This is a genomic window from Stenotrophomonas oahuensis (assembly GCF_031834595.1).
Taxonomy (GTDB): domain Bacteria; phylum Pseudomonadota; class Gammaproteobacteria; order Xanthomonadales; family Xanthomonadaceae; genus Stenotrophomonas; species Stenotrophomonas oahuensis.
Window position 1 is genome coordinate 1 of the sequence record NZ_CP115541.1, and the last position, 23,771, is coordinate 23,771.

Annotated in this window: 19 protein-coding genes; 9 read left to right on the plus strand and 10 right to left on the minus strand. The window is 65.8% G+C overall.

The window, feature by feature from the left end; translation table 11 throughout:
- Positions 1-381 precede the first annotated feature (381 nt).
- From PDM29_RS00005 to PDM29_RS00030, 6 genes are all read left to right on the plus strand, one after another.
- Entirely contained in the window at positions 382-1,593 is a 1,212-nt protein-coding gene (locus tag PDM29_RS00005) for a CynX/NimT family MFS transporter (RefSeq protein ID WP_311191880.1), read from the plus strand.
- Positions 1,594-2,045: 452 nt separating this feature from the next.
- Positions 2,046-4,076: a poly-beta-1,6 N-acetyl-D-glucosamine export porin PgaA gene (pgaA, locus tag PDM29_RS00010; protein WP_311191881.1), complete on the plus strand. Its 2,031-nt coding sequence runs from the start codon at positions 2,046-2,048 to the stop codon at positions 4,074-4,076.
- A 10-nt stretch (positions 4,077-4,086) separates the two neighbouring features.
- A complete protein-coding gene (gene pgaB / locus PDM29_RS00015) occupies positions 4,087-5,997 on the plus strand; it encodes a poly-beta-1,6-N-acetyl-D-glucosamine N-deacetylase PgaB (protein ID WP_311191882.1) in 1,911 nt (636 codons plus the stop codon).
- 9 nt (positions 5,998-6,006) lie between these two features.
- On the plus strand, positions 6,007-7,254 hold the full coding sequence (gene pgaC / locus PDM29_RS00020) for a poly-beta-1,6-N-acetyl-D-glucosamine synthase (protein WP_311191883.1): 1,248 nt from the start codon (positions 6,007-6,009) through the stop codon (positions 7,252-7,254).
- Entirely contained in the window at positions 7,251-7,754 is a 504-nt protein-coding gene (pgaD, locus tag PDM29_RS00025; RefSeq protein ID WP_311191884.1) for a poly-beta-1,6-N-acetyl-D-glucosamine biosynthesis protein PgaD, read from the plus strand. The genes pgaC and pgaD overlap by 4 nt, the downstream gene beginning before the upstream one ends.
- Before the next feature lie 129 nt (positions 7,755-7,883).
- Positions 7,884-9,224, plus strand: coding sequence for an OmpA family protein (locus PDM29_RS00030; RefSeq protein ID WP_311191885.1), 1,341 nt, complete (start codon positions 7,884-7,886; stop codon positions 9,222-9,224).
- Positions 9,225-9,274: 50 nt separating this feature from the next.
- On the opposite strand, the gene PDM29_RS00035 is transcribed toward PDM29_RS00030, so the two are convergent.
- The 10 genes from PDM29_RS00035 to PDM29_RS00080 form a co-directional block, all read right to left on the minus strand.
- The gene (locus PDM29_RS00035; RefSeq protein WP_311191886.1) at positions 9,275-10,525 is read right to left on the minus strand and encodes a glutamate-5-semialdehyde dehydrogenase; all 1,251 of its coding nucleotides are present in this window, start codon (positions 10,523-10,525) and stop codon (positions 9,275-9,277) included.
- Positions 10,526-10,699: 174 nt separating this feature from the next.
- Complete coding sequence (gene proB / locus PDM29_RS00040) at positions 10,700-11,839, minus strand: glutamate 5-kinase (RefSeq protein ID WP_311191887.1); 1,140 nt, start codon at positions 11,837-11,839, stop codon at positions 10,700-10,702.
- A gap of 30 nt (positions 11,840-11,869) precedes the next feature.
- Complete coding sequence (locus tag PDM29_RS00045; protein WP_311191888.1) at positions 11,870-12,130, minus strand: YciI family protein; 261 nt, start codon at positions 12,128-12,130, stop codon at positions 11,870-11,872.
- Positions 12,130-13,425, minus strand: a complete 1,296-nt coding sequence (gene argH, locus PDM29_RS00050; protein ID WP_311191889.1) for an argininosuccinate lyase — start codon at positions 13,423-13,425, stop codon at positions 12,130-12,132. Before argH ends, PDM29_RS00045 begins: the two co-directional genes overlap by 1 nt.
- Positions 13,426-13,438: 13 nt before the next feature.
- Positions 13,439-14,395 (minus strand): N-acetyl-gamma-glutamyl-phosphate reductase, encoded by a 957-nt coding sequence (gene argC / locus PDM29_RS00055; RefSeq protein WP_311191890.1) that lies wholly within the window; start codon positions 14,393-14,395, stop codon positions 13,439-13,441.
- Positions 14,396-14,409: 14 nt separating this feature from the next.
- Positions 14,410-15,738: an acetylglutamate kinase gene (locus PDM29_RS00060; RefSeq protein WP_311191891.1), complete on the minus strand. Its 1,329-nt coding sequence runs from the start codon at positions 15,736-15,738 to the stop codon at positions 14,410-14,412.
- A 72-nt stretch (positions 15,739-15,810) separates the two neighbouring features.
- Positions 15,811-16,899 (minus strand): acetylornithine deacetylase, encoded by a 1,089-nt coding sequence (locus tag PDM29_RS00065; RefSeq protein ID WP_311191892.1) that lies wholly within the window; start codon positions 16,897-16,899, stop codon positions 15,811-15,813.
- A 90-nt stretch (positions 16,900-16,989) separates the two neighbouring features.
- A complete protein-coding gene (locus PDM29_RS00070) occupies positions 16,990-18,186 on the minus strand; it encodes an argininosuccinate synthase (RefSeq protein ID WP_311191893.1) in 1,197 nt (398 codons plus the stop codon).
- 45 nt (positions 18,187-18,231) lie between these two features.
- Positions 18,232-19,242 (minus strand): N-acetylornithine carbamoyltransferase, encoded by a 1,011-nt coding sequence (locus tag PDM29_RS00075; RefSeq protein ID WP_311191894.1) that lies wholly within the window; start codon positions 19,240-19,242, stop codon positions 18,232-18,234.
- A 271-nt stretch (positions 19,243-19,513) separates the two neighbouring features.
- On the minus strand, positions 19,514-20,086 hold the full coding sequence (locus PDM29_RS00080) for a hypothetical protein (protein WP_311191895.1): 573 nt from the start codon (positions 20,084-20,086) through the stop codon (positions 19,514-19,516).
- 217 nt (positions 20,087-20,303) lie between these two features.
- Here PDM29_RS00080 and cysS point away from each other — a divergent pair, with 217 nt between their 5' ends.
- The 3 genes from cysS (at position 20,304) to PDM29_RS00095 (ending at position 23,497) form a co-directional block, all read left to right on the plus strand.
- On the plus strand, positions 20,304-21,677 hold the full coding sequence (gene cysS, locus PDM29_RS00085) for a cysteine--tRNA ligase (protein ID WP_311191896.1): 1,374 nt from the start codon (positions 20,304-20,306) through the stop codon (positions 21,675-21,677).
- Between the two features lie 129 nt (positions 21,678-21,806).
- Positions 21,807-22,244 carry a SufE family protein gene (locus tag PDM29_RS00090; protein WP_311193852.1) on the plus strand — a complete coding sequence of 146 codons (438 nt, stop codon included), beginning with the start codon at positions 21,807-21,809 and terminating at the stop codon, positions 22,242-22,244.
- On the plus strand, positions 22,241-23,497 hold the full coding sequence (locus PDM29_RS00095) for an MFS transporter (RefSeq protein WP_311191897.1): 1,257 nt from the start codon (positions 22,241-22,243) through the stop codon (positions 23,495-23,497). The genes PDM29_RS00090 and PDM29_RS00095 overlap by 4 nt, the downstream gene beginning before the upstream one ends.
- Positions 23,498-23,771 lie beyond the last annotated feature (274 nt).

Below are 23,771 nucleotides of genomic sequence, written 5' to 3' on the forward strand. Positions count from 1 at the left end.
CCATCCGATGGCCCTTCTAGACATGATCGGTGGCCATGGGAAATGCCAAATCAAAGGCGATGTCGATCCGGGGTCATGCGTTACCGGATGTTGAGGATTTCACGGCGATCGTCTGTCGACCGATCCCACCAGAGCCGCGCACGGGTTTTGATCTTCGATGGCCACCGACGCACTGTCGATGGCGGGTCGGGGTGGGCTGGAGGGGGCGTGAGCCGCATGGATGCGGCGATCGAGCTTACATGGACGTACTTGCAGCGCCCCCCGGAACGCCCATCCCGATCCGCCAAACCACGGAAACCGATGGCCACCGGCGGTTCGCCAGAATCCAACAGCAGCCGGGCAAGCCCGGCTCCACGGTGAGTGCACAGGTACAATTGCGCCATGACTCATACCCCACCCCACGGCGCGTCCCTGCTGCATGGACGCGTGCTGGCGTTCGCCGCCATTCTGCTTGCTGCCGTCAATCTGCGTACGGCTGTCACCTCAGTTACCCCGCTGCTGGACCTGCTCGGCCGCACCTTTGGTTTTGGGACCACCATGACCGGCGTGCTGGGCATGCTGCCTACGGCCTCGTTTGCCCTGTTCGGCATGACCACGCCGATGCTGGCCCGCCGCTTCGGGCTGGAGCGTACCGCCCTGCTCGCAATGGGCCTGGCCGCCGCTGGCCTGGTGCTGCGCTCGTGCTCGGTCGGCATCACCAGCCTGTTGTTCGGCTCGGTGGTGGCGCTGGCCGGCATGGGCATCGGCAATGTGGTGGTGCCGCCGCTGGTGAAGCGCTACTTCGCCAACCGCGTCGGCACCGTCAGCACGCTGTACATCACCGTGCTGCAGCTGGGCACCATGCTGCCGGCGCTGCTGGCCGTGCCGCTGGCCGAGCAGGCCGGCTGGCGGGTGTCGCTGGGGATCTGGGCCCTGTTGGCGATTGCCGCTGCCCTGCCCTGGCTGATGCTGGCGCGTCGCCGGCCGCATCCGGACCCGCTCGAGCCGGCGGTTGATGCCGGCGCGCAGCCGCATGGCAAGGTCTCGCGCACGCCGCTGGCCTGGGGCATGGCGCTGATGTTCGGCATGACCTCGCTGATGACCTATTCCATGTTCACCTGGCTGCCGCGCATCGTGGTAGAAGCCGGGGCCACGCCGGCGTTTGGCGGGCTGATGGTGGCGGTGTTTGCGGCGCTGGGGTTGCTGCCTTCGTTGACCATGCCGGCGCTGGCGGTGCGGCTGCGCAATCCGTTCCCGCTGGTGCTGATTGGCGTGGGCGCATTTGTGATTGCGTTTGCCGGGTTGTTGTTTGCGCCGATGAAGGCTCCTTGGTTGTGGGTGGGGTTGCTGGGGGTGGGGCCTTCCACCTTCCCGCTGGCGCTGACGCTTATTAATTTGAGGACGCGCACGCCGGCCGGGTCGGCGGCGCTGTCGGGGTTCATGCAGGGCGTGGGCTACAGTTTCAGCTGCATCGGGCCGCTGTTGTTTGGGTGGCTGCATGAAATGAGTGGTGGGTGGGTGTTGCCGTTCGGGTTCCTCGGGGTTTGTTTGTGTGTGTTGTTGGGGGCGTCTTGGGTGGCGTGCAAGCCGCAGAAGCTTGAGGATCATTGGTGAGGGGCAGCCACGCAGGGCGGTTGGTCGAGCGCAGCTAGATGGCGTTGACACGCATGGCGTGTCACTACGCTCGATCGGTGGCGTAGTGACGCGCCATGCGCGTCATCCCGGCATCAATCACCATCCCACCTACACACACCGGAGGCACCAGCTGACGTAGCGTGTCGGAAACTGACCTGGATGGCAGGTCAGTGACCTGGACCTGTGGGAGCGGTCCGGTCTTGCTGAACAGTTTCAGGGTGGGCAGACCCCCGGAACAGCGCCGTGGCGGCGGCCGGAAGGTCTTGGTAATCAACAACTTGACCAGAATTCCGCATCCGATGGCCGGATTGCGGGTTACCTTCCGTGTGTTAACGATTTGTGGACATATGAGAAATCGGGCACGATTGGCATGTGATGTGCGTCACACTTTTCGCACACCGACATTTTTGAAAGGACGCTCTGGGGGCTCCATGTACAACCACCGGCCGCTGACGCTTGCCGTCAGCCTGGCATGCGCCACGCTTTGCCTTTCCGCCACCGCTTCGGCAGCCACGCGCGCCGAACATCTGGCCGAAATCAGCCAGTACCGCGATCAGGCCCATTGGCTGGATGCGCTGGCAGCGATCGAACGCGCCCAGGCTGAAATTCCGAACGACGACCTGCTGTTCCGGCTGCAGGTGCTGACCCTGTCGGACATCGGCAACGCGCACCGCGCATGGCAGCTGTACCAGCAGCGCCCCGAGCTGTTCGACGACGCGCAGAAACAGCGTTTTGAAGCCAACTACCTGGCCAAGCGGGTCGGCTGGAGCCTGGCTTATGCCACCAGCGAAGACACCCGCCTGGACGAGGCCGAAGCAGCGCTGGCGCAGATGGACGCGATGCTGCAGCGTGACGGCCTGACCGCTGCGAGCGCGCCGCTGCGCGTGCGCTACGACCGCCTGATTCTGCTCAACCGCCTGAGCCGACACACCCAGGTGCGCGACGAGTACCGCGCCCTGCTCGCCGAAGGCCATCCGGTGCCGGATTACGTGAAGGCGGCCGTCGGCGATTCGCTGATGGCCACCCAGCACCCGGACGAAGCCATTCCCGTACTGGAAGCGGCGTTGAAAGCCGATCCCGGCCAGAGTGAGGTGCACTCGGAGCTGGCCTACGCCTACCTGGAAGACGAACAGCCCTACGAAGCGATCAACCTGCTGAAGAAGTGGAGCGCGGCCGAACCGGCCTGGCGCTGGGCCAACGGCGCGCGTGCGCCCTATGCCAACTGGCCGCGCTATGAAGCCGACCTCAACCTGGCGATGGTGCGCGCCTACACCGGCGACCTGCCCACCGCGCAGCGCGACCTCGAAGCGATGGTGGAAATCGCCCCAGGCAACGGCGGCACCCAGTCCTCGCTGGGCAACGTCTACATGATGCGCGGCTGGCCGCGCCGTGGGCTGGAGCGCTACGGCATGGCCACCACGCTGGACCCGCGCGACGTCTCCGCACGTATCGGCCAGATTGATGCGTATGTGGAACTGCAGCGCGATGACCTGGCGCGGCCGATCCACGATTCCCTGCTGGAGGCCTACCCCAACCAGCCCTCGGTGCAGCGCATGGATCGTGCCTGGCGCGCGCACCGCGGCTGGCAGTTGCATGCCTATGCCGAAGGCGGCCGCAGCGAAGGCGGTGGTGGCGCGTCGCCACTGGGCAACAACGATGGCCGGTATGGCGTGGAAGTGCAGTCGCCGATCCTGGACGACCGCTGGCGTCTGGTGGCCTTCGCCGACCGCCGCAGCGTGGATTTCCAGGACCAGACCATCAACCCGCTGCGGCTGGGTGCCGGTACCCGCTACCGCTTCGGCCAGCTGGACGCGGAGGCCTTCGTCAACCGCGCCAATGACCATGTGGGCGACACCGGCCTGAGCGGCGGCATCGGCTGGCAGTTCAACGACCGCTGGCACGCCGGCATCACCGCCGCACGCAACGATGCCGACGCGTCGATGCAGGCGCGCGTGGCCGGCATCACCGCCGACAGCGTGGCGGTGGCGGTGGATTACCACCGCAACGAGCGCTTCCAGTGGAGCATCGGCGGCAGCCAGTACCGCTATGACGACGGCAACCGCCGCGACACGGTCACCAGCAGCATCCAGCAGCGCCTGCTGACCCGCCCCACTCTGCAGTTGGATGGCCTGGGCAGCGTGTACGCCAGCCGCGGCAGCCTGGACGACGTGCCCTACTTCAACCCGTCCGAAGACCGTTCGGTGGAGATCGGGCTGCGTGTGGACCAGCAGCTGTGGCGGCATTACGAGCGCCACTTCCGCCATCGCCTGACCGTGTCGGTGGGCAACTACTGGCAGCAGGGTTACGGCAGCGCGTTGATTCCTTCGGCCGAGTACCGGCACGAATGGCAGCTGGCCGACGGCCGCATTTTCGAATATGGCGTGAGCTGGTCGCGACCGGTCTACGACGGACAACGTGAACGACACATCGGCTTCGACGCCGGTCTGCGCTGGGGGCAATGAGATGCGACACATGGACTTGAAGCGCTTCATCACCATCACCCTGCTGGCCCTGCTGGCGGTACTGGGCAACGCGCAGGCGCAACCGGTGCCGGCGCAGCTGCCGGCCCGCGTGCTGGACTCGGCCGACAACGGTCTGCTGGTGCTCAGCTACCACGACGTGCGCGACGACGTGGCGGTGAAGGGCGACCCGGACGCGTATGCGGTGAGCACGCAGAACTTCGCAGCGCACCTGGATTGGCTGTCGGCGCATGGCTACCACCCGGTGTCGCTGTCGCAGTTGATCACCGCTTCGCAGGGTGGCACCCCGCTGCCGCCGAAGCCGGTGCTGCTGACCTTCGACGACGGCCTGCGCAGTGTGTACACCAAGGTGTTCCCGCTGCTGCGCGCCTACAACTACCCGGCGCTGGTGGCGGTGATCACCGACTACGTGGACATGGCCCCGGGCCGCACCATCGACTACGGCTACCGTCCGTTCGGGCACGACGACTTCCTGACCTGGGCGCAGCTGCGCGAGATGCAGCGCAGCGGGCTGGTGGAACTGGCCAGCCACACCGACAACCAGCACCACGGGGTGCAGTCCAATCCGCAGGGCAACCAGACCCCGGCGGTGATCACCCGCACCTACTTCCCGGCCACCAGCCAGTACGAAACCGCAGAGCAGTACGAGAACCGCCTGCGCACCGACCTGGCGCTGAGCGTGAAGCGCATCCGCGACAACGTCGGGGTCAGCCCGAAAGCGATCGTGTGGCCGTATGCGGCTTACAACAGCCTGAGCAACAAGATTGCCGAAGACCTGGGCATGCCGGTGTCGTTCGACCTGGAAGGCCGCAGCACGCCGGTGACCCGCGACCTGCACGGGCTGGCGCGCCTGCTGGTGACCGGCAACCCGACTGTGACCAACATCGCCTATGAACTGCGTCGCGACGTGGAACGCGACGGCATGCGTGCGCTGCAGATCGACCTGGATGCGGTGTACGACGCCGACCCGGTGCAGCAGGGCAAGAACCTGGATGCCCTGATCGAACGCGTGAAAACCGTGGGCCCGACCCACGTGTTCCTGCAGGCCTTCGCCGACCCGGACGGCAATGGCTCGGCCGACGCACTGTACTTCCCGAACCGGCACCTGCCGATGCGCGCGGACCTGTTCAACCGCGTGGCGTGGCAGCTGAAGACCCGCGCCGGCGTCAAGGTATACGCATGGCTGCCGGTGCTGGGCTTCGAGCTGAAGGACCCGGCGATCCGCAAGGCGCTGGCGATTGAAAGCCCGGAAAGCGACGGCATCTTCCGCCTGGACTTCACCAACCCGAAGGTGCGTCACATCATTGACGACATCTACGAAGACCTGGCGATCAACTCGTACTTCGAGGGCCTGCTGTTCCACGACGATGCCTACATCCGCGATACCGAACTGGGCAACCTGCCGCAGGAAGGCGCAGATGGCGCACGCACCCAGGCGCTGATCGACTTCACCTTGGAACTGCGCAACGCCGCGCAGCGCTGGCGGCCGAAGCTGGCCACCGTGCGCAACCTGTACGCGCAACCCGTGTTGCAGCCGCAGAGCGCGAGCTGGTTTGCGCAGCGCCTGGACCTGTTCAACAAGGCCTATGACCACACCGCACTGATGGCGATGCCGTGGATGGAAGGCAGCCGCAACCCGGAGAAGTGGCTGGACCGGCTGGTGGTGGCGGTGCGCGAGCACGACCCGCAGCTGAGCCAGACCATGTTCGAACTGCAGACCGTGGATTGGCGCACGCAGAAGGCCATTCCGGGCGAGCGCCTGCGCGCGCAGATCCGCCGGCTGCAGGCGCAGGGCGTGCGCCATTTCGCCTGGTACCCGGACGACTTCATTGCCGGCAAGCCGTCGACCAAGGACGCGCGTGCGGCGATGTCGACGCGCAACTTCCCGTACCCGGAGAAGTGAGGCCCCGCCATGCATCCCTTCGTCTATCTCCTGTTCCAGTTCGCCTTCTTCTATCCCATGGTGATGGCGTTCTTCTGGATGTCTGGCGGGCTGTATTACTTCTTCCGCCGCGAGCGCAAAGCGCGTGACCGCGACAACCCGCCGCCGATGGATCACTACCCGTTCGCGTCGATCCTGATTCCCTGCCACAACGAATCGGACAATCTGGAAGACACCCTGGGCGCGGCACTGGCGCAGAAGTACCCGGACTTCGAAGTGATTGCCATCAACGATGGCAGCCGCGACGACACAGGCGCGCGCCTGGACGTGCTGGCGGCGCAGCACCCGCGCCTGCGCGTGGTGCACCTGGACCGCAACCTGGGCAAGGCCAACGCCCTGCGCATGGGCGCGCTGGCGGCGCGTTCGGAGTACCTGATCTGCATTGACGGCGACGCCATGCTGGAGGAATACGCCACCCACTGGATGGTGTGGCACCTGACCAGCGGCCCGCGCGTGGGCGCGGTGACCGGCAACCCGCGCATCCGCAACCGCTCCACCCTGCTGGGCCGCCTGCAGGTGGCCGAGTTCTCGTCGATCATCGGCATGATCAAGCGCGCGCAGCGCGTGTACGGGCGCATCTTCACCATTTCCGGGGTGATTGCCGGTTTCCGCCGCACCGCCCTGCACCGCATCGGCTACTGGGCCGACGACATGGTGACCGAGGATATCGACATCAGCTGGCGGCTGCAGCTGGACCATTGGGACATTCGCTACGAGCCCAATGCGCTGTGCTTCATCCTGATGCCGGAAACCCTGAAGGGTCTGTGGCGGCAGCGCCTGCGCTGGGCCCAGGGCGGCGTGGAGGTGTTGCTGCGGCACGGCCGTTCGTTGTTCAGCTGGCGCAAGCGGCGCATGTGGGGCGTGCTGCTGGAGTACATCCTGAGTGTGTTCTGGGCTTACACCATGCTGGCGATCGTGGTGCTGTGGGCACTGGGCAAGTTCATGCCGCTGCCCAACGAGTTGTACATCGCCACGCTGCTGCCACAGTGGCACGGCGTGATTCTGGCGCTGGTGTGCCTGCTGCAGTTTGCCAGCAGCCTGATCATCGACCGCCGTTACGAAACACATATTGGACGCAACTACTTCTGGGTGATCTGGTACCCGATGGCGTACTGGCTCATCAGTCTGTTCACGACCCTGGTGGCCCTGCCCAAGACGCTGTTCAAGCGCCGTGGCAAGCGGGCTGTGTGGGTCAGTCCTGACCGGGGAATCAAATGAACGCCAAACCGAAATCCACCCGCCGTTTCGACTCGCGGCTGATCCGCAAGTCGCGCAACCAGCCGCGCCTGCAGCGCACCGCCTGGGGCTTTGTGACCCTGGCGTTCTGGGGCTTCTACTTCTACCTGTGGGCTCCACTGGTGACCGCGATCTCATGGTTGCTGGGCGGCCGCCTGGCCTGGCTGCAGCTGTATGAGTACAAGCAGAGCATCGACCCGTTCCTGGTGATCGCGCTGCCGATCATGCTGGTGTGCTCGGCGGTGCTGCTGATCGCCTGGGCCGAGTACAACCGCTTCCGCTTCGCCGGCAAGGAACGGCGCAATCCGCGCCAGGACGTGACTCGTGAAGAGATGGCCCGCGACCTGGGTGCGACCCCGGCGCTGGCCGCCGAGCTGCTGTCCGGCAAGGCGGTGACCCTGCATATGGACGACCACGCCCGCCCGGTGGGGTTGAGCCACCAAGGGCTGGACGGGGCCGAGCCGGTCGCCCGGTTGGCCTGACGCCCGGCCGGGGCCCCGCTGGACGCGCATGGCGCGTCCCTACAACGATGAATGGCCGCTTCTCCCCACAACCGGCGTATGCTGCTGTTGGGGAGACACCCGCCCGCACATCCATGTGAGGGCATTTCCATGTCATTCGTCGAAAATCTGATCGAACAGGTCGCCCGGGCCACCGGCCTCGGCGACAACACCCGCAAGTTCGTCGGTGTCCTGGCCAGCTACATCTTCAGCCGGCCAGACGGGTTCAGAGGATTCCAAAAACTGTTCCAGAAGGCCGGGCTCGGCGGCATTTTCCAGTCCTGGGAAAGCGGCAGCCCCAGCATGCGCGACATTGAACCGGGGCAGATCCAGAACGCTCTGGGTGCACGCGACGTCAACGCAATTGCGGAAAAGGCCGGCGTCTCAGCCCCCCTGATCGGCGGGCTCATCGCCAAGACGTTGCCCCTGCTGGTGCGTTCGCTGACTGCCGGCGGGAACATTCCCAGCGGCATTCCCGCTTCGCTGGCCGGCCTGACCGGCGGCAACCTCGACTGGGGCAACAACAAGATCACCCACCTGCGTGGCAACCGCAAACGCGGCAGCTTCTGGCGCTGGCTGCTGCCAATCCTCGCCCTGCTGGCGCTGGCCTATTGCGGCTGGCACATGCGCGGCAAATCGCCGCCGGTCGGCACGCCTGCCGCGGCCACGGCCCCGATGGCCGCAACCGATGGCACCGCGCAGTCGATCGGCGCGCCTACGTTCGCGTTCCAGAACAGTGGGGGCACGGTGGATGTGAGCGGAACGCTCGCCACCGCAGCAGAGAAGTTCCAACTGCTGGATGCGCTGAAAGCCACGTTCGGCAGCGACAAGGTGCGTGCCCGCCTCGACGTGGATGCCAGCGTCAAGCCCGTCACCTGGCTGGACCGGTTCAAGGCCATGCTGCCCGGCCTGAAAGCCGACGGCCTGAAGTTCGCCTTCAACGGTGATGCAGTGAAACTGGACACCAGTGCCCTGCCCGAGGCTGAGCGCGTGGCGGTCAGTTCACTGTTCCAGGAGAAGTTGCCAGCGGTGAAGGTAGAAGGGCTATTTGATCGCGGCGTCAAAGCCATCCAGGAGCTCAAAGCTGGCTACAACGCCAGCGATCTCACCAAGGCATTGAACCTGACCACGGTGAAGTTCGAAACCGGCTCGGCCAACCTGACCCGCAGCAGCCAGGAAATCATCCGCCAGGCCGCCGAGGCAATTGAAGGCGCACCGGCCGGTACCCGCGTGGAAGTGGGCGGGCATACTGACAGCCAGGGCGATGCCACCAGCAACCAGCTGCTGAGCGAGCAGCGGGCGCGGGCCGTGGCCGATGCCTTGATTGCCGAAGGGGTGCCAGCGGAGCGGCTGGCAGCGCGTGGGTTCGGGTCGAACCGGCCGGTGGGCGACAACAGCACCGACGCCGGGCGCGCGGCGAACCGCCGCATTGGGTATGAGGTGATGCGGTAGGCAACGACCGTTGGTCGTTGCATGGGTAGGTAACGACCAACGGTCGTTACCTACCTCCGCGTCTGCCCTTCCCCGCGCACCACAAACCTTTCCACGGTCAATGCCTCCAGCCCCATCGGCCCATACGCATGCAGCCGCGTGGTCGAGATGCCGATCTCCGCGCCCAGCCCCAACTCGCCGCCGTCGGAAAAGCGCGATGAGGCATTCACCATCACCACCGCTGAACGCAACGCCTGCACGAAGCGTTCGGCCGCTGCTGCATCCTCGGTGACGATCACCTCGGTGTGATCCGAGCTGTACTGCTGGATATGCGCCAGCGCCTGTTCCAGGTCATCCACCACGCGGACGGCCAGAATGAGATCCAGGTATTCGGCGGCGTAATCTTCATCGGTGGCTTCAGCGGCCTGCGGCAGCCACTGCCGCGCATGCGCGTCGGCACGCAGCTGCACGCCACGTTCCGCCAGTGCCTTTCCGGCCTGCGGCAGGAAGTCGGCTGCCACGTCGACATGCACCAGCAGCGTCTCCAGCGAGTTGCACGCGGCCGGGCGGCTGCACTTGCCGTCTACCAGCAGGTCTACTGCGCGCTGCAGGTTCGCGGCGCGGTCCACATACAGATGGCACACGCCCTTGTAGTGCTTGATCACCGGCACGCGTGCGTGTTCGGCGACGAAACGGATCAGCCCTTCACCACCGCGCGGAATGGCCAGGTCGATCACCTCGTTGAGCTGCAGCAGTTCCAGCATGGTTTCGCGGCGCAGGTCTTCCACCAAGGTCAGCGCCGCATCCGGCACGCCGGCGTCGCGCAGGGCGCGCTTGAGTGCGGCGGCAATCGCGGTGTTGGAGTGGATCGCTTCCGAGCCACCGCGCAGAATCACCCCGTTACCGGCCTTGATGCACAGCGCGGCGGCGTCGGCTGTCACGTTGGGGCGCGCTTCGTAGATCATCGCGATCACGCCGAGTGGCACGCGCACCTTCTGTACGCGGATGCCGTTGGGGCGGATGTCATCGCGGGTGATCGCGCCGACCGGGTCGGGCAGCGCGGCCACTTCGCGCAGGGCGGCGCTGATGGTGGCCAGGCGCGATGGGTTGAGCGCGAGGCGGTCGAGCATGGCGCTGCCGGTGCCTTTGGCTTCGGCGGCGGCGAGATCGCGGGTGTTGGCGGCGAGGATGGTGGCGGCATCGGCGTCGAGGGCATCGGCCATGCCGTTGAGCAGCGCGGTTTTGGCGCTGGAGGAGAGCTGTGCGAGGTGTTGTGCGGCGGCGCGGCAGGCCAGGGCCTGGGTGCGGATGTCATCAGCCATTAGGAATTCCTCGTAGAGCCACGCCCTGCGTGGCTGCGGGGTGGGTCGAAGCCACGCAGGGCGTGGCTCTACGTGTTATCAGGCATGGCGTTTGACGCGCATGGCGCGTCACTACGCTTCCGGATCCCCCGTAGTGACACGCCATGCGTGTCATCGCGGCACCGGAACGCGCACTCACACCAGCACCATATCGTCACGGTGAATCACGTTACCGCCATAGTTGTACCCCAGCACCCCTTCAATCTCCCGCGAATGCCGCCCGGCCACGCGCCGGATGTCACTCGCAGAATACTGGCTCACCCCACGCGCCAGCACCACATCGCCGGCGTCGCCACGCAGCCGCACCTGCACCATGTCGCCGCGCCGGAATTCACCCTCGGCGGTGGTCACCCCACCCGGCAGCAACGAAGCACCCTTCTCCCGCAGGGCCCGCGCCGCGCCTTCATCGATCACAATCGCCCCGGTCTCCAGCGGCGCATGCCGCAGCCAGTACTTGCGGGCAGCCTCTCGGCTCTGCCCGGCATGGATACGGGTGCCGAACAGCCGCCCCTGCGCCAGCGCGCGCATTACATCGGCATCGCGGCCATTGAACAGGCAGGTATCAATGCCCACCCTGCCCGCCTTGGCGGCAGCTTCAAGCTTGGTATGCATGCCGCCAGTGCCGGCACCACTGCCAGCCCCGCCGGCCATCGCCAGTACGGTCGTGGTCAACTCGCGTACGTCGTGGATCGGAACGGCCGCAGGATCGCGACGCGGATCAGCGCTGTACAGACCGTCAATATCGGTGGCGATGAACAGCACGTCGGCGTCGATCAACGCCGCCACGGTAGCGGCCAGGTTGTCGTTGTCGCCCAGCTTCAGTTCGTCCACCGACACGGTGTCGTTCTCGTTCACCACTGGCAAGGTGCCCAACCGCAGCAGTTCGTTGAGCGTGGCGCGCGCGTTGAGATAGCGACGACGGTTGCGCAGGTCGTCGTGAGTGAGCAGCACCTGCGCCACCGGCCGCTCGAAAAATCGCTGCCACAAGCCAATCAACTGCGCCTGGCCCAATGCGGCCAACGCTTGGCGTGCGGCCATGGCCGCACCGGCTTCCAATGCGCGCGGCACAATCGCGCGACCCGCGGCCACGGCACCAGAAGAAACAATCACCACCTCGCGCCCAGCCTGCACATGCGCCGACACAAACTGCGCCAAGCCCAGCGCGTGGCGCGGCGACAAGCCACCGCCATCCGCAGCCAGCAGGCTGCTGCCGACCTTGAGCACAGCCCGCCGCCACGAGGGCAACGCTTGTTCGGGGAAACGCGATGCGGTCATGGCAGCTACCAGTAATGGGGTCAGGTGGGGTTAGCGGGTCAACCACTCGTGCACATGCAGGTCCGACGCCTGCATCGTCACCAGCGGATCGCGGGCGACGATGGCTTCGGCCTCGGCAAGGCTTCCCACATTGCAGAGCACATAGGCCCCGCCGCTGCCGTCGCTGAAGCCACCGGTCAAGTGCAGCTGGCCGGCAGCACGCAGCGCATCAAGGAAGTCGCGGTGCGGCTGCACGGCGGCGGCAGTGAACCCGGGCAGACGGATCGCCATCACCAGGTAAAGGGTCGCCATCAGACCAGCGCCGCCCAGCGCGTGCGCAGTTCGTCCAGACGCAGGTCGGCCGCCGCACCCGGCGACACGCGCGCGGCAAGGCTGCCTTCCGGCGTGCGACCCTGGCCCGCCGTATCGGCCGAGGCCGCAGCCGCCTTGTAGGCTTCACGGAACGGCACACCGGCAACAGCCGCTTCGACGGCGACGTCGGTGGCGTACATGCCCGAATCGATGGCGGCGCGCAGCTTGTCATCGCGCCACTCGAGGTTGGCCAGCAGCGCCGGCAGCAGTTCCAGTGCCGGAATGCCGCGACCGAAGCCATGGAAGATCGCCCCCTTGCTGCTCTGCAGGTCGCGGTGATAGCCGGACGGCAGCGACAGCAGCTGCTCGATCTCGGTACGCGCGGCGGCCACGGCCGCATGGGTGGCACGCAGCAGTTCGACCACGTCAGGGTTGCGCTTGTTCGGCATGATCGAGCTGCCGGTGGTGTACTGCGCTGGCAGCGCCACGAAACCGAACTCGCCGCTGGTGAACAGCGACAGGTCCCAGGCGATGCGACGCAGATCCAGCGTGGCACCGCCGAGGGCTTCCAGCGCGGCCAGCTCGAACTTGCCGCGCGACAGCTGCGCGTAGATCGGCGAGATCTGCATGCGCGCAAAGCCCAGCGCTTCGGTGGTGTGGCTGCGATCCAGCGGCAGGTTGACGCCGTAGCCGGCCGCGGTGCCCAGCGGATTGGCGTCGATCAGCGCGTAGGTGTCGTGCGCGCGGATGGCATTGTCGATGAAGGCTTCGGCCCAGCCGGCCCACCACATGCCCGCCGAGGAAACCACAGCGCGCTGGATGTGGGTATACCCCGGCAGCGGAATGTCCTTCTCGGCTTCGGCGCGGTCCAGCGCGACCTTGGCGATCTCGCGGCTCAGCTCGGCCACGCGCAGCAGCTTGTCCTTCAGCCACAGGCGGGTGGCGACCAGGATCTGGTCGTTGCGGCTGCGCCCGGTGTGGATGCGGCGGCCGGCATCGCCGAGGCGCTCGGTCAGGCGCGCTTCGATGGCCGAATGGCAATCCTCGAAACGCTCATCGAGCACGAACGCGCCGCTGCGGAAATCGTCGGCAAGGATGTCCAGCTCGCGCAGCAGGCCGTCCAGCTCTTCACTGCTGAGGATGCCGATGTGCTGCAGGCCCTGCGCATGCGCCTTGCTGGCGGTCACGTCGTACAGGAAAAACTCGCGGTCAAGGATGACGTCATCGCCGGCCAGGAAGGTCTGGATTTTCGCATCCACCGCCACGCCGGGCTTCTGCCACAGAAGGTCTGCCATTGTCTTGCTCCAATCAATGCGGAATTGCGGTGAGCTCGTCCAGGCCCAGGGCCAGGTTGAGGTTCTGCATGGCCTGGGTGGCCGCGCCCTTGAGCAGGTTGTCCAGGGTGGCGACCACGACCACGCGCTTGCCACCCGGGGCGACGTCGAAGCCACCGATCTGCACGCCGTGGCGGCCGGCGATGTGGCTCACCCAGGGGGCCTGGTCGATCACTTCAACCAACGGCTCGTGCGCGTAGAAGGCCTGGTACCGGGCCAGGATCTGCTCGCGGGTCATCATCTCGGTCAGCCAGAGGTTGACGGTCATGGTGATGCCACGGAAATGCGGGGCCACGTGCGGCATGAACTCCACCGGCACGCGCAGGTGCGCGGACACTTCGCGCTCGTGTACGTGGTTGGTGAGCGCATACGGCATCAGGTTGTCGGCCAGCAGCTCGGGGTTGTTCTTGTCCGACGGCGTGGTGCCGGCACCGGAGTAACCGGACACACCAAAGCACTGCGGCGGGCCGGCCAGCTGGGTCAGCAGCGGGCTGATCGCCAGCTGCATGGCGGTGGCGTAGCAGCCGGGGTTGCTGATGTGCTTCTGGCCAACGTAATCACCGCGGGTCAGTTCGGGCAGGCCGTAGTACCAGCTGCCTTCGAAACGATGGTCGGCGGACAGGTCAACGATGACGGTGTCCGGCTTGGCGGCGTGGAGCGCGGCCACAAACGGGGCCGAGAGATTGTTCGGCAGTGCGAGGATCACCGCGTCCATGCCCTTGGCGGCCACGGCGTCGGCGTCGAGGTTTTCAAAATGCAATCCGCCGGTGATCTCCGGGTAATGGTCACCCACGCGCTGGCCGGCCAGCTCGCGCGAGGACACGAAGCCCAGCTGCAGGTTCGGGTGGGCGGCGATCAGCTTGATCAGCTCGGCCCCGGTGTGGCCACGTGCGCCGACGATGCCAACGGTGAAGTTCTTGGAAGTGCTCATGCGGTTCTCTTCGCTCAGCCCAGCAGGCTGGGGGTGCGGGCAGCGCAGTGGTCGACGTAGCTGCGGATCCGCTCGAAACCGTCCGCGCCAAACCAGAACACCTTCCAGTGATCCTGTTTGTAGCAGCCGTCGGATTCGGCGTAATAGAAATGATTGATCGGGTTGCCGTGGCGCGAGCGCCAGAACAGCTGCGGGGTTTCTTCCAGCATCACGTTCCACACGGCGCGCCCCAGGCCTTCGCCCTGTGCATCATCGAGCACAGCGAACTTGTCCAGGTACACGCCTTCAGCCTCGTCGGTGAGGATCACCGCGGCGCGGTAGTTCTCGCTGACATAGGCACGCAGCAGCTTGGTCTTGTCGAAGTAGTCCGGCACCAGGGTGCGGCCGAAGCTGGATTCGATCAGGCCCTTCAGGCGCGGCAGGTCCAGTTCGCTCCAGGAAGTTGCACGCAGCACCTTCTCACCCTTGCGCACCAGCGTGCCTGAGCCCTTGTGGGTGAACAGTTCCTTGGCCAGGTCGGCCGGACGGGTGATCGACACCGACGATTCCAGCGGCAGGCGGTCGAGCAGGTCTTTGATCTGTTCGATCTTCACCTTCATGCCGCCATGGATCCACGTCTGGGCAATCAGATGGTCATACTCGGTGGACAGGTTGATCGAGTCGATTACCTTGCCTTCTTCGTCAAGCAGACCGCCGGTGCCGGTGAGGAAGATGATCTTGTACGGCTGCAGTTCCTGCACCAGCTCGTTGGCGGCAAAGTCTGCATTGACGTTGAGGATCTGGCCGCAGCGGGTTTCACCCAGGCTGGTGATCACCGGAATGGAGCCGGCGCGCAGGCTGGCTTCAATCGGAGCAAGGTTGACCTTCTTCACCTCGCCCACCAGACCGTAGGTGGCCTGATCCAGGTACTCGGCTTCGAACACGCCACCGGTGATGGAAGTGGCGCGTGCACCATTCTGCTGCAGCGCTTCCACCAGCTGCAGGTTGGACTGCTGGAACACCCGGCGCACTATCGCCAGGCCTTCCGGCGAGGTCACGCGCAGGCCGTTGACAGTTTCCTTGACGATGCCCGCGGCGGACAGCTCGGCATCCAGCTGCGGGCCCGCGCCGTGCAGCACGATCGGGGTCAGGCCCACTTCCTGCAGGAACGACAGCGAGGAGGTCAGCGCGTCGAGGTCGTCGCGCAGCACCGCGCCGCCGACCTTGACCACGGCAAAGCGCTTGGCGTCCAGCTGCGAAAAGCGCTTCAGGTACTGGCTGATCTCCTTCGCGCTGGCCATGCTGGAGAGCAGGCGCACGATGGTCTGGCGGGTCTGGCGGTGGGGCTGGAGTGCAGGAGACATTTCGGTTTCGTCACAAGCGGCCGCAGCCGCAGGAAGGGGGAACGTCGCAGCAGGCTGCGACGCGCTCATCAATCAGGCACCGGCGGCGATGATGCGGTGCACGGAATCGGTGTAACGCTGCAGCTGCTCCAGCGTCACGAACTCATCGGCGGTGTGCGCCTGGGCGATATCGCCCGGGCCATACACCATCGTGGTGTAGCCACCGGCCGAGAACAGCGAGGCCTCGGTCCAGAAGTCCACCGCGTTGCCAATCGGAATGTCCAGCGCATCGGCGACGTCGCGCGCCAGCAGGCGGCGATGTTCGGCTTCAGCGATGTCACCCGCCGGCAGGCTGGGGCCACGGAAGGTTTCGGTGAACAGTGCCGCTTCCGGTTCGGCGAAGCCGGCAAAGGTGGCCAGCAGCGCGTCGATATCCATCGACGGCAGCGGGCGGAAGCCAAAACGCAGTTCGGCCGCCGGCGCAATCATATTGGCCTTGATGCCGCCTTCCACGCGACCGATGTTGAAGCGCAGGCCAGTCAGCCCGCCGAAGCGCGCGTGGGCCAGCGACTCCACATGGTCCAGTGCGCGGTTGCCCCAGCGCATGGCCTGGTGCAGCGCGCTGGCGGCCGCATCCTGTTTGCCGGACGCGTGCCCTGCCCGCCCGGCGAACTGCATCAGCACCGAGCTGATGCCACGGTGCGCGAGCACCGCTTCGCTCATGGTCGGCTCGGCCACCAGCACCGCTTCATACGGAATGCCACGGGCCAGGAACGCCGCGATGCAACGCGGGTCGTTGGCTTCTTCGTCGCTGGAGAACAGGAACGCGGCGTCGCCGTCGCTGGCGTTGGCCGCGGCCACCAGTGCAGCGGCGGCACCCTTGATGTCGCACACACCCAGGCCGATCACCCGGTCTTCGGCGCGCCGCATTACATGCGGGTCGGCACTCCAGTGCGGGGAATCGGGCACGGTATCCAGATGCACGTTGAACAGATACTTCGGCGTACCGCGCACCGCATACAGGCTGACCGCACCGGCACCGTGGTCGATCACCTCGACGTTGAACCCGGGCAGGTTCGCACGCAGGTAATCGAAGATGCCGCCGGTGGTGATCGCACGCGGCGGATTGCGGGTGTCGAACGACACCAGGGCCTGCAGGTGGTTGAGCGTTTGTTCAAGCATGAATCAAAGTTTCCTGTGGAGCCGGGCATGGCCCGGCACTACATGGGTGGGCGTAGTGCCGGGCCATGCCCGGCAACCAAGCGGTGCTGATCAGCGATTGACCTGCGCGTACAAGGTCGAGCTCATACCGAAGAGCTTGATGAAGCCCTCGGCCTCCTCCACACCCCAATCCGCCGACTGCGCATACGTCGCGCCCTTGGCATTGAGCAGGTGCGGCGACTTCACCGCCACCGCATCCACGCGGCCGCCACGGGTTTCCAGCACCACTTCGCCGTTGACCTTGCCCTGCGAAGACTTCAGGAAGGCTTCGATGTCGGTCTTCAGCGGGTCGTGGTAGAAGCCTTCGTACACCAGCTCCACCCACTTGCGTGCGACGTCCGGCTTGAAGCGGTTCTGCTGCTTGGTCAGCACGGCATCTTCCAGCGCGCGGTGCGCGGTCAGCAGCGAGACCAGGCCCGGGGCTTCGAACACGATGCGGCCCTTCAGACCGATCACGGTGTCGCCGGTGTACACACCACGGCCCACGCCGTACGGGGCAAACAGCTTGTTGAGCTGGGCCAGGATCTGCTCGCCCGGCAGCGCCTTGCCGTTCAGTTCAACCGCTTCGCCTTCGACGAACTTCAGGGTGACGTGCAGCGCTTCGGTCGGCCACTGCTCACGCGGTGCACACCAGCCGCGCGCGCCTTCGCCCGGGGCTTCCCAACGGTCGATCTCGCCGCCGGACATGGTGACGCCCAGCAGGTTCTCGTTGATGGTGTAGGCCTGCTGCTTGGCGCGCACGCCGAAGCCACGCTCTTCCAGGTACTTCTGCTCGTAGGCGCGGGTCTGGGTGTGTTCCTTCTGGATTTCACGGATCGGCGCGACGATCTGGTAGTCGCCCAGCGCCTTCACCGCCAGGTCGAAACGCACCTGGTCGTTGCCCATGCCGGTGCAGCCGTGGGCGATGATGTTGGTGCCCAGTTCGGCAGCGCGCTTCAGCGCGGCGTCGACGATCAGGTAACGGTCGGACACCAGCAGCGGGTACTGGCCCTGGTAACCTTCGCCGGCCCACACGAACGGCTTGACGAAGCCCTTCCAGATGGCCGGGCCACCGTCGACGGTGACGTGGCTGGTGACGCCCAGTTCGGCGGCGCGCTTTTCGATGAAGTCGCGTTCCTCGTCATCCACGCCGCCGGTGTCGGCGAACACGGTATGCACGTTGTAGCCGCGTTCCTGCAGGTAGGGCACGCAGAAGCTGGTGTCGAGTCCGCCGGAGAAGGCCAGGACGATGTCTTTGTTCGTGGTCATGGGGGTGAGGTCCGATTGCGATGTATGGGTGATTTCTGGAATGGATCAACGACCGGCGACGGCGGCCATGATCGCCTTCTGCACGTGCAGGCGGTTCTCGGCTTCGTTGATGGCAATGCACTGCGGCGAATCCATCACGCCGTCGGTGGCCTTGACGTTGCGGCGCAGCGGCAGGCAGTGGCTGAACACGCCGTTGTTGGTGAGCGCCATCTTGCGTTCGTCCACGATGAAGTGCTTGTACTGGTCGCGGATCGGCTTTTCCGGCTCCCAGTTGCCGAAGAACGGCAGCGCGCCCCAGCTCTTGGCGTAGACCACGTCGGCACCGGCGTAGGCGCTGTCGATGTCATGGCTGATCTTCAGCGAACCGCCGTTCTCGGCGACGTTCTGCTCCGCCCAGCCCATGTAGCGCTCGTCCAGGATGTAATCCGCGGTCGGGCACAGCAGGGTCACGTCCATGCCCATGCGGGTGGCGATGGTCAGTGCCGAGTTGGCCACCGCGGTGTTCAGCGGCTTGGGGTGGTAGGTCCAGGTCAGCACGTACTTCTTGCCGCGCAGGTCCTGGGTGCCGAAGTGTTCCTGCAGTGCCATCACGTGGGCCAGTTCCTGGCACGGGTGGGTGATGGTTTCCATGTTGATCACCGGCACCGGCGAGTACTTGGCGAAGCTGTTGAGCACGATGTCCTGGCGGTCATAGGCCCAGTCGACGAACTTCGGGAACGCGCGCACCGCGATGATGTCGCAGTACCGGCCCAGCACCTTGGCCACTTCGGCGATGTGCTCTTCGGTGTCGCCGTCCATCACCGCGCCCAGGTTGAACTCGATCGGCCAGGCATCTTTGCCCGGCTGCAGCACCACCGCATGCGCGCCCAGCTGGAACGCGCCCAGCTCGAAGCTGGTGCGGGTACGCATGGACGGATTGAAGAACACCAGGGCGATGGACTTGCCCTTCAGGTGGTCGCCGAGCTTGTTCTGTTTGAACAGGGCGGCCTGGGTCAGCAGGGCGTCCAGTTCCGGACGGCTCCAGTCCTGAGTGTTCAGGAAGTGCTTCAGGGACATCGATCGATCCTTTGAGGCGGGTTTCAATGGAAGAAAGGGTACAAATGCAACTTTTCAAATCGTAGAAACGAAAAAACCCAGCACGGGGGCTGGGTTTTCCGAACAGACAGCACGAAGCTCCGGTTACCCAGCGAAAATGTGGGGTTCCGGTCGGCGGGCACGCGACGTCATGCCCGTAGCCATACGGGCGGCGCTGGTGTCGTGCTGGAAGTCGGTGAGTTTCATCGCCCGCCATCTTTACATGTGCGGGGGGCGGGTGCAACACCCGTCGTTACGGATTGGCCGGCCCGGCCTGCTGCTCGGCCCCGACCCACGGGGTGATCGAGACCCGGATCTTGAGGCGGTTGCCCGGATCTTCCGGCAGCCGCGAACGGTACTTGGTGCCCTTGTAGACGTAATCCACGTCGTAGGCGATGGGCCGGCGGAACTCACGGCCGACCGGCACGATCTTGCAGTCACGGGTCAATAACGGGCCATTGCCGGCCGCCGGGGCGGCTTCCACCACCGGGCTGCCGTCTTCGTTCACCTGGGTGTCGTCACGCTTGAAGATCGAGCGCACCGAGTCCATGAAGCGGCCGAAACGGCCCTTCTCTTCCTGCGGCTCTTCGCCGGTGACGTTCACCGGAGCTAGGGTCCGGGTCGAGACCGGCTCGCAATGCTCCTCGGTGCGGGTGGCCCGCAGGGTCTGGAACACCGGCTCCACGTTGAGCACCTGGGCGTAGTCGAACTTGACATTCTCGACAATCACCACCCGGTTGCGCACGTCGGCTTCCTGGGCGCACGCCGTGAAGGCGGCACTTCCGGTCAGGCAGCCAGCCAGCGTCAGCAACAAAGCGGATTTCATTGGCAACCGGGTCGAGGACAAGGGGGATAGTGTAGGCAGTGCCAGGGGCAAGGGGCTGAACATTACCCGTCCGTGACGCTATTGCCCATAGCTAGACGGCCATAAAACGACACCACCTGACGTGGTCAGCCCGCTTCAGGCCCCGCCAGACCGGCGCTGGCGACCGTTGTGCTCTAAAATCGGGGGCTTGCCCCACTCCCCTCGGCCAACGCCCCTCATGACCCTGCGCCTGCACAACAACCTGACACGCCAGCTCGAACCGTTCACCCCGCTCGATCCGGCCTGTCCGACCCTGTATGTGTGCGGTCCCACGGTCTACAACTATGTACATATCGGCAACGCCCGCGGGCCGGTGGTGTTCGGGGTGCTGGCCGACCTGCTGCGCCGGCGTTTCGGCGGTTTGCGCTACGCGCGCAACATCACCGACGTGGACGACAAGATCAACACCGCCGCACGCGAGCAGAACGTGCCGATCACCGCGATCACCGACCGCTTTGCCGCCGCCTACCGTGAAGACATGGCCACGCTGGGCGTGGTGCCGCCGGACATCGAGCCGGAAGCCACCGCGCACATGGCGCAGATCATCACCATGATCGAGCAGCTGATCGCGGCCGGGCATGCCTACGCGGCCGAAGGCCACGTACTGTTTTCGGTGTCTTCGTATGCCGACTACGGCAAGCTCTCGCGCCGCGACCCGGAGGAAATGCTGGCCGGCGCACGCGTGGACGTGGCTCCCTACAAGCGTGACCCGGGCGACTTCGTGCTGTGGAAGCCGTCCAGCGACGACCTGCCGGGCTGGGATTCGCCCTGGGGCCGTGGCCGCCCCGGCTGGCATATCGAATGCTCGGCGATGGCCGCCGCACACCTGGGCGAAACCATCGATATTCACGCCGGCGGTGTCGACCTGCAGTTCCCGCACCACGAGAACGAGATCGCGCAGAGCGAGTGCGCCCACGGCGGCAAGACCTTCGCCCGGTTCTGGCTGCACAACGGCATGCTCAACTTCGGCGGCGCCAAGATGAGCAAGTCGATCGGCAACATCGAGCGCGTGCATGACCTGGTGCGCAAGCATGCGCCGGAAGCGCTGCGACTGGCCCTGCTGTCGGCACACTACCGACAGCCGCTGGACTGGTCCGATGCGCTGATCGAACAATCCGCGCGCACGCTGGATCGTCTGTACGGCACCCTGCGTGATCTGGCCGACGTGGAAGCCACGGCGGTAATTCCGGCGGAAGTGGAAGCCACCCTGGACGACGACCTGAACACCCCGCAGGCGCTGGCCGAGCTGGCGCGCCTGGGTGCTGAAGCGCGTCGTGCCGAACCGGCAGACCGTGTCGCCGCCAAGTCTGCCCTGCTGGGCGCAGGCCTGGCGCTGGGCCTGCTGCAGCAGGACCCGGCGGCGTGGTTTGGTACCGCCGGTGGCGACGCCGACGACGATGCACGCATCCAGGGCCTGATTGACGAACGCACGGCTGCCAAGGCTGGGCGTGACTTTGCCCGTGCTGATGCGATCCGCGACCAGTTGGCGGCGGAAGGCATAGTGCTGGAGGACACCGCGCAGGGTATTCGCTGGGTGCGCAAGCGCGGCTGACGCCGTCACCCGACCAACGGTCGGGTGCTACCGGGTCACTCCACCAACGGTCGGGTGTTACCGGGTTTCCGCGGCGGTGTTGTGTGGCGGCCGTGTTGTTTCGTTGATACCGAATTGATTGAGAGTGTTGTGATGGAAAGTCCGTTCCCGCTTGAACCCACTGCTGCCGAAGCGCAGGCCGCCATTGCCGAGGAATTCGCCTTCTTCGGTGACTGGTCCGAGCGCTACCAGTACCTGATCGACCTGGGCCGCAAGCTGCCGGCCTTCCCTGAGGAATGGAAATCCGAAGAACACCGTCTGCTCGGCTGCCAGTCGATGGTCTGGATCGTGCCGGAGGGCAACGCGCAGAACCTGCGCTTCCATGCGATCAGTGACTCGGCCATCGTCTCGGGTCTGATCTACCTGGCCCTGCGGGTGTACTCGGGCCGTTCGGCGGAAGAGATCCTGGCGACCGAGCCGACCTACATCAGCGACATCGGCCTGGCCAAGCACCTGTCGCCAACCCGCAGCAACGGCGTGGCGGCGATGCTGGCCTTCATCCGCGACACCGCAAAAGCACAATCGTGAGCCCGGCCGCCCCCACGCCGGCCGGCGAAGAAAGCGCACTCGGTCTGCTGGCCCGCCCGGGCTTCGCACAAGTACTGGCGTACCGCATCCTGGCGATGCTGTCGTACCAGATCGTGGCGGTGACGGTGGGTTGGCACATCTACGAGGTGACCCGCAATCCGTTCTCGCTGGGCCTGGTGGGGCTGGCCGAGGTGCTGCCGTTCTTCTGCGTGGCCCCGTTTGCGGGCTATCTGGTTGACCATCTGCCGCGCCGCCGGCTGGGCATGGTGGCGTGCACGGGGCTGGTGCTGACGGCCGTGGTGCTGACCTGCGTGGCGATGGGCTGGCTTCCCTTCAATGGGGTCTGGCCGATCTACGCGGCGATTGCGCTGACCGGCATGGTGCGCGCGTTCCTGTCGCCGATCTACAACGCGTTGTTCGCACGGGTGCTGGAACGGCACCAGTACGCACGTGGCGCGGGCCTGGGCGCGGTAGTGTTCCAGACCGGCATGGTGATCGGCCCGGCCCTGGGTGGCGTGCTGGTGGGCATGGGCGGCAAGGGCGTGGCCTATGCGGTGGCGGCGACGTTCGCGCTGGCGGCGCTGGGCTGTCTGGCCGCACTGCGGGTGAGCGAGCCGGTGCATACCGGCCCGGCGGCACCGATCTTCAAGAGCATCGCCGAAGGCGGCCGGTTCGTGCTGGGCAACCGGATCATGGTGGGCGCGATGGCGCTGGACATGTTCTCGGTGTTGCTGGGCGGCGTGGTGGCGATGCTGCCGGCGTTCCTGCATGAAATCCTGCACCACGGCCCAGAGGGTCTGGGCATCCTGCGCGCCGCCCCGGCACTGGGCTCAGTGTGCGTGGGTCTGTGGCTGGCGCGGCACCCGCTGCAGAAGCACGCGGGCCGGGTGCTGTTGTTCGCGGTGGCGGGCTTTGGCCTGTGCGTGATCGGCTTCGGCCTGTCCCACCACTTCTGGCTGTCGGCGGCAATCCTGCTGTTCTACGGGGCCTTCGACGGCGTCTCGGTGGTGGTACGCTCGACCATCCTGCAGCTGGCCACGCCCGAGGAAATGCGTGGGCGCGTGTCCTCGATCAACGGCATTTTCATCAGTTCCTCGAACGAACTGGGCGCGTTCTACGCCGGCACCATGGCCAAACTGCTGGGCCTGGTCCCAGCGGTGGTGCTGGGCGGCTTCGCGGTACTGAGCGTGGCCGGCATCACCGCCTGGAAGAACCCCACCCTGCGCCGCTTGAATCTGCGCGATCTGCAGTAGAGCTGGGCTTGCCCGGCTGCTGTTGGATTCGTGCGAACAGCCCTCGGTTCACGGTATCCCTGACTTGGCGGCTCGGGATGGGCGTTCCGGGGGACGGCGCAAGTACGTCCTTGTAGCCTCAGTCGCCGCATCCATGCGGCTCATGCCCCCTCCAGCCCACCCCGAGCCACCCTCGACAGAGGGTCGGTGGCCATGGGAAATGCCAGATCAACGGCAACGTTGATCCGAGGTCATGCGTTACCGAACGTTGGGGATTTCACGGCGATCGTCTGTC